Below are 15,132 nucleotides of genomic sequence, written 5' to 3'. Positions count from 1 at the left end.
GATGTCCCCCTCCGTCACCGTGTAATCCGCATCCGCCGTACACGTCACCGTCTCCCCCGGCGCAATCGACACCGGACACGTCACCGACCCCACCAGCGGATCATCCACCACCGGATCCGTCACCGTCACCGTCCCCGTATTCGTCACCGCGAACGAATACGTGACCGTCTCCCCCGGCTCCGCCAGGCCATTCCCATTCCCCTCATTCAAAACAGCGATCTTCTCCAAACCCAGACCCGCAACAGCCACCGGCGTCGGAACCGTCACCGTGTCCTCCACCGGATCCGGAGGAGTCACACCCGCCGGCGGCGTCGCCGACACCGACGCCGTATTCACCACCCCACCCGCGAGGATGTCCCCCTCCGTCACCGTGTAATCCGCATCCGCCGTACACGTCACCGTCTCCCCCGGCGCAATCGACACCGGACACGTCACCGACCCCACCAACGGATCATCCACCACCGGATCCGTCACCGTCACCGTCCCCGTATTCGTCACCGCGAACGAATACGCGACCGTCTCCCCCGGCTCCGCCAGGCCATTCCCATTCCCCTCATTCAAAACAGCGATCTTCGTCAAGGCGAGCGAGGCATGAGCGATCGTGATGTCGACCGTCGCCGAGGATTCATCGGTGACCTGCTCCCCGACGCTGTTCTGGGCGACCACGGTCGCCGTGTTGACGAAGCTGGTCTGCTGCGCATCCGCGGCGGTGACCGTATAGCTGCCGGTGCAGACCATCGACGAGTCCGCCCCGCCGGCTGGGCCCAACACGTTGGACGGACAGCTGACGTCCGCGATCAACGGGTCGTCGACCACGACCCCGGTGAGCTGCTCGACCCCGGTGTTGGTGACGACGAACTGGTAGGGAATCGTGTCGCCGAGCCCGTATGCCGCCGGCTGAGGATCGGTGCGGTCGACCTGCTTGACGAGGCTGATGTCGCCGAGTGGATTCACCGACATCACCTGTACGTTGCGGATGAGGTGCACGTCCGTCTCTGCACCCGTCGATGCGGCGAAACCGAACTTGTAGGTCGCCGGCGGGCGCTCGTCCATGACGTAGGAGAGGACCGTCTGGTACGCGGTCCGGGTTCCCGTGAAGTCGATCTCGACGGTCACGACAGGGAACTCATCCGGCGATACCGTCACCCGGACGTTGCGAACCGCCTCTTCGGGACCCACGGCGTTGCGCAGTGTGCCCGGCAGCGTGGAGGCACCGCCGGGAGGGCCCAGTCGTGTCGACGCGAGGAAGCAATATCCTTCGTAGCCGTCGCCGGGCCCACGCAGGGTGACGGTGTTGCCGACGCGCGGCGGGGAGAGGTAGCCCGACAGGGCCGGACACCCGACGCCACGGCCTTGATCGTCGTTGGTGTTGTACCCCCAGGCATCGAAGGCGACTCCGAGGTATCCCCCCGCGACCCCCTCTTGCGATGTTCCCCCGAAGATGAACGGCGCGTAACCCAGAGATGCACCGATGCCGCCGGTGCTCGTGAGCGACCGCGAACCGTCCGAGAGGAAGAAGGAGATCCCGTCCGCACCGCTGCCGCCGTATTGCGCCTGATCGAACTCGATCGCCAGTCCGGCGTTCGCCGGGAGTGCTCGATCGAACACCATCCCGCCGTTCCGGTTCTGACTCTCATCGTTGAGTTGGAGCCATCCCGGAAGAAGCCCCGGCGTCGGGGAACCGTTCGTGAACGTGCACGGGCCCAAGTTGGAGGCTCCGGGTGGCGGCGCAGCGGTGGCCCCGGTGATGCATGCCCCATCGAGTCCGATCGCTCGGACATCGGGAACGGTTTCGCCCCCGAACGTCTCGTCTAGGAGGACCGACCCCGCAGCATACGCGGGGGACGCGAAGATCAGAGAAGCGGCGACGACGCTGACCGCGGCGAGCAAGGCGGCCACGCCTCGCGCACGTGATCGGGCTTTCACGACTCGCATCTTCACCACCGCACCAATCTCGTGTGAACAGCAGATGAGATCGACCATCCACGCGAATGCCGGTACTGCCACGACGAGACCCGCGGGTGGGTGGCCCGTGTGTCTGTGCCTCGGACAGTAGCGCGGGGAAGGGCCGGCCACAAGGCATGGTTGTCGACAGGCGTCAGGTACCACGGCACGGAGACACCGGGTCGCTCCTACGCAACGTCCCCCGAACAGCACGCAATGCCGATCGACGCGCGATGCCAGCACCAGGCCATCGGTTTACATGTCCTACGGAGGGCGGGTTCGGGTCCTGCCCTCGACAGGGCGTCTTCGAGCCTTGTGTCGCGTCGTGCCCACGGCACGACGTGAGGGGGCCTGCGGGAACGGGTTCCTCAGGTCCCCTCTTCTCCACGCCCAGCGAGCACCGCTACGTATCCCCACAACTGGGGATTTACCTTCCGCGGGAAGCGCCGTAGGTTGTGACCATCTCATGGTCCGGGCTGGACGACCGCCCTTCTCCCCTCCCCCATGGTCGTCCAGCTCCGGCACGCGCGGGTCGACGTCGTCACACCGGCGACGACTACGTAGCGGCTGGAACCGACTACGCAATTCTCGGCCCGCGGTGTACCCCTTTCGACGCAGGCGACCACCGCGGTCACGGTTCGGCATCGAATCTTGATGCGTGCCGATTCGCGTGGGGATCATCGACAACCAGCCGGCGCTCGTGCTGGGCATCACGGTCCTGATCAACGCGCAACCGGACATGACTTTTGTCTGCTCGGCACGCAGCGTCCGCGAACTGCTCTCGGCCGGGAAGACCCTGGATGTGGTGCTGGTCGACCCCGCGATCGGGGGACCCCTTTCGCAGCCACCTCCCTGGGAAGCACTCGTGTCGCGCGGCATCGGAGTCCTGGTCTTCTCCGGCGTCTCACCGATGCTCTCCGCCGCACAGGTGCCGGGATCCGCCGGTGTGGAGAGCATGCGGAAGACCGATCCTCTCCACCGGGTCATCGCCGGTATCCGTGCGACCCAGCGGAACCGTTCAGCAGCGCGGGAGCTCGACTCGAGCACGAGGACTCCGCTCTTCGCACCCGAGGTCGCGTTGTCTCCCCGGGAACGTGAGGTGCTGGAGCTGTACGCCACCGGATACACGGCGGCGCAGGTGGGTGAGGCGCTAGGCATCAGCCGGAACACGGTCGTGGATCACATCAAAGGCATCCGCCGGAAGTACGTGACCGCAGGTCGTCCGGCCTTCACGAAGGTGGATCTCTTCCGGCGCGCCGTCGAAGACGGCCTCGTACCAGACGGCAGCGTCTGACGACCCCTTCCGGCCGCAGTGCGCCCGGGGGAAGAGCGGCGACGGTGGCTGGTGGCCTTGCTCCCCACGGCAAGGCCACCACACCGAGGCGCCTCCCCACGGCGCCACTCCGACGGCGGCCCCCCAGCCGCGCGTCGGAGCACTGACGGGCGTCCCCGTCTCCCCCAGTCACAACATCACCAGTTCGAGCGCGACCTTGTTCCAAGAACCGTTCGACTTAAGTAGAAGGTGCTACGGAGTTCCGCATAGGAGCAGAAGCTCACCCTCTCAGTGAGTACCGTCGGCTCCGGAGAGTCCGTTTGAGAGACGACAGAGCGGCGTGCCACATCGGTAGACATGGCACGCCGCTCTGTGACGTGATCAGGCGGTTGTTACGCCTCGATCACCGGGCGCTTCATCCGTCGCGCGAGGAGGAGCACTCCTCCCGCGACCACGAGCAGCGCAGCCGCGCCGCCGATGATGCCCAGGCTGCTTCCACCCGTCGACGCGAGGTACGTAGCCTCGTCAGCGGGGGTGGTCACATCGCTCTCGGGCGGATCGATCGGCTCGACGTTGTCCGGGACCTCGGCGTAGCCGGTCGCGGCGTTGTACACCTGACCGTCCTCCACGTCCTGCTCCGTGACGGTGTACCCCTTCACGGCGTGACAGGTCATGGACTCGCCGGGCGCGAGCGTCGTCTGCGGGCACTCGACCGCGATACCGGCGTCAGTCAGCATCGGGTCGTCGACGAAGACATCTGTCAACTCAGCGGTACCGGTACTGGTGAGGTCGAAAGAGTAGTCGATCGTCTCACCGGCGTCAGCCCAGCCGTTGCCGTTGGTGTCGTTGAGCTGCGCCGACTTGACGAGCTCAAGGCCAGCCACGAGCGGCTCGAGCGGGATGACGACCTCGTCGGGCGGGCTGACCGGGTCCTCCGGGTCACCCGGGGTCCCCGGAGGAACGGCGCCCGTCGCCGTTGCGACGTTGTGGATCTCGCCGGCGAGGGCGTCGACCTGCGTGATGGTGTAGTTCTCCGACTCGCACACCGCGGACTCGCCAGCGGCAAGGGAGGTCGGGTCACACGTGATCGCGACACCCAGCTCGTCGAGCAGCGGGTCCAGGACACGGACATCGTCCAGCGGCACGTTGCCGGTGTTGGTGACGGCGAAGGTCCACTTCACGACGTCGCCCGGGTCGTTGATCCCGTTGTCGTTCGCGTCGTCGACCAGGACGTAGTCCTTCTCCAGCGCGATGGCCGGAGTCGGGGTCGGCTCGGTCGGGACGATGACCTCATCGGGCGGGCTGACCGGGTCTTCCGGGTCACCCGGGGTCTCCGGAGGAACCGTTCCGGTCGCGGTTGCCACGTTCAGGATCTCTCCCGCTTCGGCGTCGGCCTCGGTGATGGTGTAGTTCTCCGAACGGCACTCGGCGGACTCGCCGGCGGCCAGGGACGTCGGATCGCAGGTGATCGCGAGACCCAGCTCGTCGAGCAGCGGGTCCTGGACACGGACATCGTCCAGCGGCACATTGCCGGTGTTGGTGACTTCGAACGTCCAGGCGATCACGTCGCCCGGGTCGTTGATCCCGTTGCCGTTCGCGTCATCGACCACGACGTAGTCCTTGTCGAGCGCGATTCCCGGAGCCGGGGTCGGCTCGGTCGGGATGATGACCTCATCGGGCGGGCTCACCGGGTCACCCGGGTCACCCGGGGTCTCCGGAGGAACCGTTCCGGTTGCGGTGGCGACGTTATAGATCTCACCGGCTTCTGCGTCGGCCTGAGTGATCGTGTAGTTCTCCGACTCACACACCGCGGACTCGCCAGCGGCAAGGGAGGTCGGGTCACACGTGATCGCGACACCCAGCTCGTCGAGCAGCGGGTCCTGGACACGGACATCGTCCAGCGGCACGTTGCCGGTGTTGGTGACGGCGAAGGTCCACTTCACGACGTCACCCGGATCGTTGATTCCGTTGTCGTTCGCGTCGTCGACGAGGACGTAGTCCTTGTCAAGCGACAGCGCGGGAGTCGGAGTCGGTTCGGTCGGGATGATGACCTCGTCCGGAGGGCTCACCGGGTCTTCGGGGTCGCCCGGGGTACCCGGCGTGACACCACCCGTTGCGGTCGCCACGTTCAGGATCTCACCGGCTTCCACGTCGGCCTCAGTGATGGTGTAGTCGCCCGAGCGGCACAGCACCGACTCACCAGGAGCCAGAGGAGCGGGGTCGCAGATCACGGCGATTCCGAGATCCTGCAGGAGAGGGTCATCCACGACGACGTTCTCCAACGCGACGTTGCCGGTGTTGGTGACATCGAACGTCCACGCGATCACATCGCCCGCGTCGTTGATCCCGTTGCCGTTCGCGTCCTCGACGACGACGTAGTCCTTGTCGAGCGCGATTCCCGGAGCCGGGGTCGGCTCGGTCGGGATGATGACCTCGTCCGGAGGGCTCACCGGGTCTCCCGGGTCACCCGGGGTGCCCGGAGTCACGTTGCCCGTCGCCGTCGCCACGTTGTAGATCTCACCGGCATCCGCGTCGGCCTGAGTGATCGTGTAGTTCTCCGACTCACACACCGCGAACGCGCCGGCGGCCAGGGAGGTCGGGTCACACGTGATCGCGACAGCCAGCTCATCGAGCAGCGGGTCATCGACACGCACATCATCCAACGACACGTTGCCGGCGTTAGTGATGACGAACGTCCACTTCACGACATCACCCGGGTCGTTGATCCCGTTGCCGTTCACGTCATCGACGACGACGTAGTCCTTGTCGAGCGTGATCGCAGCATCCGGCGTGGCGAAGACGACGAGGTCGACCGACACACTGGCCATCTTCACGAGGGAGAGGTTGTCCACGGCGAAGTCGTTGCCGAAGCCTCCGGCCGCGTAGTTGCGCAGTCCGATCGTCGCGGTGCCGAGCGAGTCGGCGACGAACGTGCCGACGTTCTGTCCCCAGACGACATCCTGGGTCAGGCAGGAGCTCTGCTTCGCGATCGGAAGGGACGAACCGATGTTCTTCGTCTCTTCGCTGTCGGTCATGTAGAACGCGGACTGCACCGGCAGCACGTTGCCCGCGCTGTAGCTGATGTTCGTCACATGGCCCTTGACCGTGTAGGTGGCGCCGGGCTCCAAGCCGTTGACCGTCGTGGAGATGAGGTCGTGAGGCGTGGGGAACGACATCGATCCGTTCATCATCAGCACCTTGCCCGACGCGGCGGACTGCTCGGTGGTGACCTGAGTGAGGTTCGCGGCCGGGCTCGTCATCGGATCCGCACTGCAGATCACCTCGCTGGAGGTGGCATCGGCGTTGGGAAGCGCGTCGTCGATCGAGCGGACGTCGGCCCAGAGCACGTTGTAGCGATCCGTGTCGGGGCCACCGAAGTTGGTCGTCGGCCAGATCGTGTACTGCCCGTCGCAGGGTCCGTAGTACGGCGTCGCAGGGTTGCACCCCGCCGTCTCGTGGACCGTCGAGGGGTCGTCCCAGGCGTAGATCGTGTTCGCCGGGATCTGAGGCATCGACTCGCCGAGGTAGTCGAACGTCCCGTTGTCGAAGTCGGTGACGAGGTTCGGGCCGTTGGTGTCGCGCGCGATCTTCACGCCGGACAAGGTACCGATGTAGCCCGTGGGAGCGACCACGCGCAGCTCGCTGTGCGCGCGCGGAATGGAATAGATCAGCGGATCGGGCGAGACCACCTCAGCCGCCCCACCGTCGACGACGACCGACCAGTCCGTCGGGACTCCCGACACTTGGTACGAGTCGAAGTCCGCGCCACTGAGATTGTCGTCCGTGATCGTGAGCGTGAAGCCGTCGACATCCGATTCGACGACCTGGGTCGGGGAGACGTCGACCGTCAGGCCGTCCTCACCCTCGACAGTGGCGGCGAAGCTCGGAGGGACGACGACGAGACTCGTGAGCACGGCGACCGTGCTCACGAGAATCGTCGACAATAAGCGTCGGGTTCGTGGTTTTCGTGATCCCATGGAGAAGGTACCTTTCGTGCAGGGAAGCTTTTCGGCGCGCGGGAAAGAGAGCGCGCCAGGTTTCGGCGCGCTGGAACAGACAACGCCGCATGCAAGTAGACGGGTCAACGCGCTGAGCGATCGACGATCCGGCCCGAGAGCAGTACCCGAATGAGGACAGCTCCGTGCCCGGGCGCCTACTCCCCGTATGCGGCTCCGTGTCGCTACGCGCTCTATCCGTAGCCGGACGGCTGGGGTTCCGCGTTCGCCGAGCGAGAGCATGACACGGGCGGGGAACCGTCAGGATGGGCCGCGGAAGACCGCCCGTGTCACATCACCTCGGCGAGCGCCGATGTGATCCAACGGTGTTGGGCATCTCCAAGGTAGGCCCGGAGGGAGGCCGCGGACGATGCGGTACCGAGAGTGCCGTAGCCCCGCGCACAGGTTGCGTAGGTCGCGGCGAGGAGGCCGTAGTCGCTGCGGAGCGTGAATCGGAAGCGCTCTTCCACAGTCTTGAGATAGCGGTACCGAGTAGACACGAAAAACGCACCTAAGTCGTCGGCGGAGTACGCAAAACACCACGTTCCACCGCGCACGGACTGCGTGCGCGCCCGGACAGGTCCCTCTCGTACTGAAAGGTGTCCCTGGGCCAGCTCCCCCCGTGCGCGATCGCTCAACGATGATCGCGACCCGCATGGAAACAGAACCCGACTCGGTAGCGCCGTTGTCATCTCATCCTGATCCGCGCGCGCCGCGGACGGCTGCGCGGCCGAACCCCACAGGAACACGGACTTCCGTCGCGCAGGGATCAGGTCTAGTTTTCGGTTAGGAGTGTCCGCGTGAGGAAGCGGGGTCGTGCCATGGTCATCGGTCGGGAGCAGAGCCTGGCCGCCGCGCTGGATCTGGTGCATGCCGGCGTCAGCGTAGACGTCGTCGGCGGACGAGGCAGCGGCCGCAGCGCCTTCCTGAGGGCACTCCGCGCTCGGCTGGAAGAGGGCGAGTGGAAGGTCATCCAGGTTCGGGGCGTCGCCTCGCTGCGTCAGCATCCGCTCGCCGCTCTGCACCTCGCCGGCATTCCCCCCACGGGGACGCAGCGCACGACGAGTGGGCTCCACGAAACGGCGGAAGCTCTGCGACATGCTCTGCGGCTACCTCGCTCCGTGCTGTTCCTCGACGATTGGGACGACCTGGATGAATCGTCCTGGGGCGTCGCCGAGGCCGTTCGTCGCTCGAGCGGCATCCCCATCGTCCTCTCCCGGCTGCAGGGGCTGCGTGCGCGCCACACCCCGACCGGCCTCGCCGCCTCCACCCTGGAACCCTCCTATGTGATCGACATGTCTCCACTGCGCTTCGAGGAGATGGAGAAGGCGCTGGAGCATTACCTCAAGGGGCCCATCGAGGCGGCGACCATGAGCCGGATCTTCGCGAAGTCCGGGGGCAACATCGGGCTGGCATTGAGCCTGGTCGACGCCTGCATCCGCGAGCAGAGGATCGCGCTCCGCGGAGGGAAGGAGTGGGTCGCCACCCGCGACCTGTGGAGCTCGGGCCTGCGCGCGGTGCTCGAAGCGCACCTCGAGGATCTGGACGATGCCGCCCGGGACGCGATCGAGATCATCGCCATCGTCGGCGTGGCCGACATCGAGACCGTGCGCAAGCTCATCGACTGGGGCACGCTGGAGCTGCTCGAGGAACGTCGCATGATCACGTTCATCTCCAGTGGCGCGCGGCAGCTCGTGACCGTCGTGCCCCCGCTCATCGTGGAGTTCTTCCGCCACGAGCCACTGACCGCGCGACGCACCCGACTCACCGCCCTGATCGTCGAGCGCCTCGGCACGGCCGGATCCGCCTCGGCGATCCTCGCCGAACGTGAGAATCGCCAGCCGACTTTCGGGACGCAGGAGGCGCTGTTCGTCCGCTTGCTCCAGGAGCGCGCCCGGGCGCGCAGGATCGTGACGGCTTCCGAATGGGAGGCGAACCCCTCGGCGAGCAGCGCCGTGCGGTATCTGCGTGCACTGATGCACACGCACACCCCGACCGTCACCGAGACCGTCCGCCACGTCTTCGACACCACCGACGCGAGCAACGGAGACGTTGCCGGACGCGCTGACTTCGAGAGCCTGCGGGCGGAGTGGACCGCCTACGTCGACCACGATCTGGACGGTGCTCAGCGGCGTCTGAGCGAGGCGTCGATCACGCTCGGACCGTACTCCCGGATGCTCGACGCCGTCGACGTCCGCCTCCAGGCCAACCTCACACGCATCCCGGACGACTTCGGCGCACGGCTCGAGGTCACCGACGACCTCCCCGACGATGTGAAGCTGCAGCTGTGGGAGACGCAGATGCTGGTGCTCGTCTCCACGGGTCGGTTCAGCGACGCGCTCAGGGTACACACTGCCACGGAGACGGTCGAGCGCCCACGAGACGCTTACATGATCCGCGTCCTGCACGGCCTCGCCCTGCTCGGGATCGGATCGCATCGTGCCGCGCTCGAGACCCTCCAGCAAGGGTTCGACGAGGCGCACGGGTATCTCGACATCGATGCACTCCGCGCGTTCGGCGCCGCGGTGATCCTCGTGCAGCTCCTCGCGGGTGACTACGCCGCCGTGGACGAGATCGTGGAGACGGTGTTCGCCGCCGGTGAGCCCTCGCCGCTGCCTCCCGGCGTTCAACTCTCGCTCTTGACCATCGCGTCCGTCGTGGCGATCCGACGCGGACAACTGAGCCTGGGAGAGAAGATCGCCCAGGAGATCAACGGCTCCTCCATTCTCGACGGGCCGCTGCCCGGCCAGACCCACGCCTGGCCTCGCGCGCAGCTCCTGGCTTTTGACGGGAAGGTGCAGGCGGCCGCGGATGACATGTGGGCGTCGTCGCAGTCGCTGTGGGACCGTGGCGCACGGTTCGCCGCAGTGCTCGGCATGCTGTCCTCGCTCGAGCTCGCCCCCGTCGGGGAGCGCCTCGCGGTCGCCCGTCGCGCGCTCGACGAACTCCCGGACGCCCGCCTGCTTCAGGCGCACGGCGACTACGTCTCCGCCCTCGCCGAGGGCGACCCGGTCACGATGCTCGCGTGCGTGGAAGAGCTCGAGCGGGTGGGGCTCGTCGGACTCGCCCTCTCGGCGTGCCAGATCGCGCGCACCACCGCGCTCGAGAAGGGCGATGACCCCACACGCCGGGCTGCAGACAGCGCGGCGCACGCGATTCGTGCCGCTCATGGAGACCGGGCCTTCGACACGGCCAGGTTCGGGGCCGCGGCCGTCACCCTCACGGATCGCGAGCGCGAGGTCGGCAGATTCGCCGCGATGGGTCTCTCCAACCAGGAGATCGCCACGCGCCTCGTGCTCAGCGTGCGTACGGTCGAGAGTCACATGCATCGCATCATGCGCAAGCTCGACGTGTCGAACCGGAAAGCGCTCGCGCAGCACGTCGAGGTCCTGTCTTAGCTCTCCGTAGAGAGAACGCACCGCGGAGTTCCGCCCCTCCGGACCACGGAGCGGGCTGCCGTCATCACTGAATCGGGGGCGTGAGGCTACGCGACCTTTGTGGCGACCGGTACCCGCAGACCGCTCCGTGACGATACTGGTCAGCTGCCCTTCTCGTCCGGAGCCACGACCATGCCGCATCCCCCCTCTCGCCCGCTCACCCGATCCGCGAGGTCACGCCGAGCGCTTCGTCCGCGCACCCTGTTCGCGGGGATGCTCCTGGCTGTGGGCGCGGCGGTGCTCGTCGCCGTGGTCTTCGCTCCCTCCGAGGTCGAGCGCGTCTACGGCGAGACGAAGATCGCGATCGCCACGGTTCAGACCCAGGCCAGCGGAGCGCTCCCCCACATCACGCTCGGCACCTCGGGCGACGAGAGGGAATTGGACCGGTGCGATGGCACGTTCACCGAGATGGTCGGCTATGAGAACCCCGGCACCGTGCCCACGTGGGCTGCCCACAACAACTGCGGTGGGGACGTGATCCTCCCGTGGGAGGTGGGCCAGCAGCTCTCCCTCGACGGAGTCACCTATGCCGTGGTGGATGTCCGGATGCTGCCGAAGCGCGTCGCGACCTCGGACGACCTCATCGGCATACAGGGCGAGCTCACCCTGCAGACCTGCCTCTACGGCCAGCAGATGATGAAGTTCGTCGGAGTGGAGAAGGTCTCAGCGACCGCGAGTCGCTGAGACGGCGGCTACTCGGCTCACACGTCGACTACCGCCGATCACGTCATCGGCGCGCGCGGTTTCGTCTCGAAGACACGGAGAACCATGCGAGGAGCACGGCATCGGATGCGTTCTGCGCCGACGGGGAAGTCTCGCCACGTAGCTTTGCTGAGTTCCTTGCGCTGCGCCCTGAAACCCGAAGGGCTGCGCAACTCAAACTCAACCATGAAGGTAAAAGCAGATCATGTCAACATCCACAATGTCGAACGGTTCCAGTAGCGCAGCCCCCGCGCAGGGACTGCGATCCAAGGCGATCGGACTGGCGAGCTTCGTCACCGGAATCGTCTCCTTCCTTGCCGGCTTCACACTTCTCGTGCCGCTCGCGGGCCTGATCGCCGGTTTCATCGCGCTTCGCCGCGAACCTGCCAGCAAGAAGTTCGCGACCTGGGGAATCATCCTCAACGCGGTGGCGCTCGTCGGTGGTGCGATCGTCGCCATCGGGTTCATCGTGGTGTTCTGGGGCAGTGGCCTCGAAGCCGTGTTCCCCAACTGAATCAGCATCGTCGATAGCTGAACCAGCACCCCATCGGTCGTCGCCGAGGCCCCCACGCCCGGCGGCGACCGATCGCTATATAGAGGGGTGCGCGCTGAAACGTATTGACATTTTTCGATGCATGCGAGATCGTCTATGCATCGAAGTTTTTCAATGTGACGTCGCAGTCGGCGTCAGGAGGGGAGAGGTCGGCGTGGATCCGCAGTTCGCTTTCGAGGTTCATCAGCGTCACGAGGTGGAACTCAACCGGAGACTGGAGTACGAACGCGTCGCCCTGGAGAGGCTCGACGCAACCGGCCCGTCACCGCGGAGGAGTCGTGGTGCCCTGTTCCGCGGTCTGCGCGAGGCATACCGCGCGGCTCGCGCCTCCACCCAGACACCTGCCGTCTGCTGCGCCAACGCGGTGGCCTGCGCGTGAGCCCCGAGCGACCGATGTCCAGCACCCCCTCTGCCCAACCACGGATGAGGGCCATCGTGCTCGATCGCTTCGGCGGCGTCGATGAGCTCGTCCCTCGGACGATCGACGTTCCGATCGTGGGCGAGTCCGATGTCCTGATCAAGGTGTCCGTGGCGGGGGTGGCCTCCTGGGACGCCGTGGAGCGTCAGGGGGAATATGAGGATGCGTTCGGTATCGCCTCGACCTTCCCTTACGTACTCGGTTGGGATGCCGCCGGCACGATCGCCGCCGTCGGCAGCGCAGTCACACGCTTCGCGGTCGGCGATCGCGTCTACGCCGCCTCGATGCCCGTGCCGCGCGGAGGGTTCTACGCCGAGTACGGGGTCGTGGCCGAGGAGCACGTCGCTCACGTCCCCGAGCGCCTGTCGATGACCGAGGCCGGCGTGATGGCGTGGGATGCCCTGACCGCCCTGAGCGGAATTGATCTGCTCGATCTCGCGCCCGGCCAGACGCTGATGGTGTTCGGCGCGAGCGGGGGCATGGGACACATGGTCGTGCAACTGGCGCAGCAGCGCGGCATCCGGGTCCTTGCCGTCTCCTCCGGCGCCGACGGCGTTGCTCTGTCCCGAAGCCACGGCGCCGCGGCCGTCGTCGACGGCCGCTCGCATGACGTCGTGGCAGCGGCGGAGGCTTTCGCGCCGAACGGGCTCGATGCGGCGTTCGTCACCGTCGGCGGATCGGTGCTGGAGCGGGCGCTTCGCGCGATGCACCCTTCAGGACGCGTGGTTTGGCCCCACGGCGTTCATCCACTGCCCGCAACACCACCCGCCGTGCCGATCCTCCACTTCGACGGTGACCGGAGCCGTGCCGCCCTCGAACGACTCAACTCCCTCATCGACGCCGGCACGTTCACGCCGCACGTCGCGCAACGGTTCCCCTTCACTCGCGTGCAAGACGCCCACCGTGCGCTCCGCGAACACTATGTCGGGAAGCTGGCCCTCGACGTCGCGGGCGACGATGCGGAACCTACAGTTAGTTGAAGTCGCCGCCGGGAGCCATGTCGGCGAAGCGTGAGTAGTGACCCTGGAACGCGACGGTGATCGTGGCGGTCGGGCCGTTGCGGTGCTTGGCGACGATCAGGTCGGCTTCACCGGGTCGCACGTCTTTGTCGTAGACGGAGTCGCGGTGCAGCAGGATGACCATGTCGGCGTCTTGCTCGATCGAGCCCGACTCTCTCAGGTCGCTGATCGCGGGCTTCTTGTCGGTGCGCTGCTCGGGGCCACGGTTCAGTTGCGACAGGGCGATGACTGGAACCTGGAGTTCTTTGGCGATGAGCTTCAGACTTCGCGAGAACTCCGAGACCTCCTGCTGACGCGACTCGACGCGCTTGCCCGACGTCATCAGCTGCAGGTAGTCGATGATGACCATGCGCAGCCCCTCGCGCTGCTTGAGGCGACGGCACTTGGCGCGGATCTCGACGAGCGTCATGTTGGGGCTGTCGTCGATGTAGAGCGGCGCGTCGTTGATGCGTCCGCGGGTCGCGGCGACCGTGGTCCAGTCGCGGGGGTCGAGGTTTCCCTTGCGCATGTTCTGCAGCGGGATCGCACCCTCGGCGCTGAGCAGACGCATCGCGATCTCGCTCTTGCCCATCTCGAGGGAGAAGAAGACGGAAGGAAGGTCATGGCCGATGGAGGCCGCACGCGCGAAGTCGAGCGCCAGCGTCGACTTACCCATGGCGGGTCGCGCGGCGACGACGATCATCTGACCGCCGTGCAGACCGTTCGTGAGTTCGTCGAGTTCCTTGAACCCGGTCGGGACACCGGTCATCGAACCGTCACGACCGCTCGCTGCCTCGATCTCTTCGAGCGCGGCATCGACGGCGATCTGCAGGGGGACGTAATCTTCCGCGGTCTCGGATCCGGTGATCGAGTAGATCTCGGCCTGCGCGTTGTTGACGAGGTCGGTCGCGTCACCCTCGCCCGCGTAGCCCAGCTGCACGATGCGGGTGCCGGCGTCGACGAGTCGGCGCAGGATCGCTCGCTCCGAGACGATGCCGGCGTAGTAGCCCGCATTCGCCGCGGTGGGGACGATCGAGGTCAGGGTGTGGAGGTAGTCGGCACCGCCGGCGCGACCGAGCTCGCCCGTCTTGATGAGCTCGTCGGTGACGGCCACGACATCGGTGGGCTCGCCGTGCGAGTACAACGAGAGGATGGCCTCGAAGATCAACTCGTGCTTCGGGATGTAGAAGTCGGCGCCCTTCAGCGTCTCGATCACATCGGCGACCGCGTCCTTCGACAGGAGCATTCCGCCCAGAGCACTCTGCTCGGCGAGAAGGTCGTGGGGAGGCGTGCGCTCCGGCCCGCGCGACGAGCCCATGCGCTCCTCTGAGATGTCGGCGATCGACACAGTCTTCCCTTCGATGCGACGTTTCCGATGCGATGCCCTGATGAGGCGTCTCGACGGCTGAGCCGTCTGATCCTCGACCGTCACGCCGTCCTGCACAGCGAAACAGGTGCCTCCGACATTCGGTCGCTCGCTCACGCTACGAGCGACTCTTTCCCCATGCAACACGGCCTGTGGATAACCATGTGGAAAGCGTGCGGACAAAGTCGGAGTGTCTGTGCACAACAGGTGTGGATAACCCCGTGGAGTGCTCCGACTTCAAAGTTTTTTATCTTGCTTGAGCAGGGCTTTCCTGTTTCCCCACCCTGTGGATGAGAATCAGTTTAAATCGGGCGTTGAAGGTTGGCCCCGTCGGGGATGGGATGTGTAGAACCTGGGGAAAGTCAAGCCGAGATTTCGTCGGGCGCGTCACAGGCCGACATCGGCGGAAACTCGCGGATACCCCCCTAGACAGACGGTCCGGACGC

At 66.3% G+C, this 15,132-nt stretch carries 8 protein-coding genes and 1 pseudogene; 6 read left to right on the top strand and 3 right to left on the bottom strand.

The features are described 5' to 3' along the window. Nucleotides 1-1,935: pseudogene (locus LVJ59_RS17945) on the bottom strand (cell wall anchor protein); the annotation flags it as partial. 667 nt (nt 1,936-2,602) lie between these two features. On the opposite strand from LVJ59_RS17945, the gene LVJ59_RS18115 reads away from it, so the two are divergent. Beyond that, nucleotides 2,603-3,238, top strand: coding sequence for a response regulator transcription factor (locus tag LVJ59_RS18115; protein WP_131493221.1), 636 nt, complete (start codon nt 2,603-2,605; stop codon nt 3,236-3,238). 371 nt (nt 3,239-3,609) lie between these two features. On the opposite strand, the gene LVJ59_RS11640 is transcribed toward LVJ59_RS18115, so the two are convergent. Then, the gene (locus LVJ59_RS11640; protein ID WP_232763125.1) at nt 3,610-7,146 is read right to left on the bottom strand and encodes a hypothetical protein; all 3,537 of its coding nucleotides are present in this window, start codon (nt 7,144-7,146) and stop codon (nt 3,610-3,612) included. A gap of 866 nt (nt 7,147-8,012) precedes the next feature. On the opposite strand from LVJ59_RS11640, the gene LVJ59_RS18110 reads away from it, so the two are divergent. The 5 genes from LVJ59_RS18110 (at nt 8,013) to LVJ59_RS11615 (ending at nt 13,302) form a co-directional block, all read left to right on the top strand. After that, nucleotides 8,013-10,610 carry a LuxR C-terminal-related transcriptional regulator gene (locus tag LVJ59_RS18110; RefSeq protein ID WP_232763124.1) on the top strand — a complete coding sequence of 866 codons (2,598 nt, stop codon included), beginning with the start codon at nt 8,013-8,015 and terminating at the stop codon, nt 10,608-10,610. A 252-nt stretch (nt 10,611-10,862) separates the two neighbouring features. Then, complete coding sequence (locus tag LVJ59_RS11630; protein ID WP_232763123.1) at nt 10,863-11,333, top strand: hypothetical protein; 471 nt, start codon at nt 10,863-10,865, stop codon at nt 11,331-11,333. A gap of 223 nt (nt 11,334-11,556) precedes the next feature. Then, nucleotides 11,557-11,865, top strand: a complete 309-nt coding sequence (locus LVJ59_RS11625; RefSeq protein ID WP_232763122.1) for a hypothetical protein — start codon at nt 11,557-11,559, stop codon at nt 11,863-11,865. 193 nt (nt 11,866-12,058) lie between these two features. Beyond that, nucleotides 12,059-12,283 carry a hypothetical protein gene (locus LVJ59_RS11620; protein ID WP_232763121.1) on the top strand — a complete coding sequence of 75 codons (225 nt, stop codon included), beginning with the start codon at nt 12,059-12,061 and terminating at the stop codon, nt 12,281-12,283. 14 nt (nt 12,284-12,297) lie between these two features. Next, nucleotides 12,298-13,302 carry an NADP-dependent oxidoreductase gene (locus tag LVJ59_RS11615; protein ID WP_232763120.1) on the top strand — a complete coding sequence of 335 codons (1,005 nt, stop codon included), beginning with the start codon at nt 12,298-12,300 and terminating at the stop codon, nt 13,300-13,302. Here the strand turns inward: LVJ59_RS11615 and dnaB are convergent. After that, a complete protein-coding gene (dnaB, locus tag LVJ59_RS11610; RefSeq protein ID WP_131493208.1) occupies nt 13,295-14,668 on the bottom strand; it encodes a replicative DNA helicase in 1,374 nt (457 codons plus the stop codon). The two genes, LVJ59_RS11615 and dnaB, sit on opposite strands and share 8 nt — an antisense overlap. Nucleotides 14,669-15,132 lie beyond the last annotated feature (464 nt).

The organism is Microbacterium sp. KKR3/1, from assembly GCF_021272365.1.
GTDB lineage: Bacteria > Actinomycetota > Actinomycetes > Actinomycetales > Microbacteriaceae > Microbacterium > Microbacterium aurugineum.
This window is presented reverse-complemented; position numbering and strand designations above follow the sequence as displayed.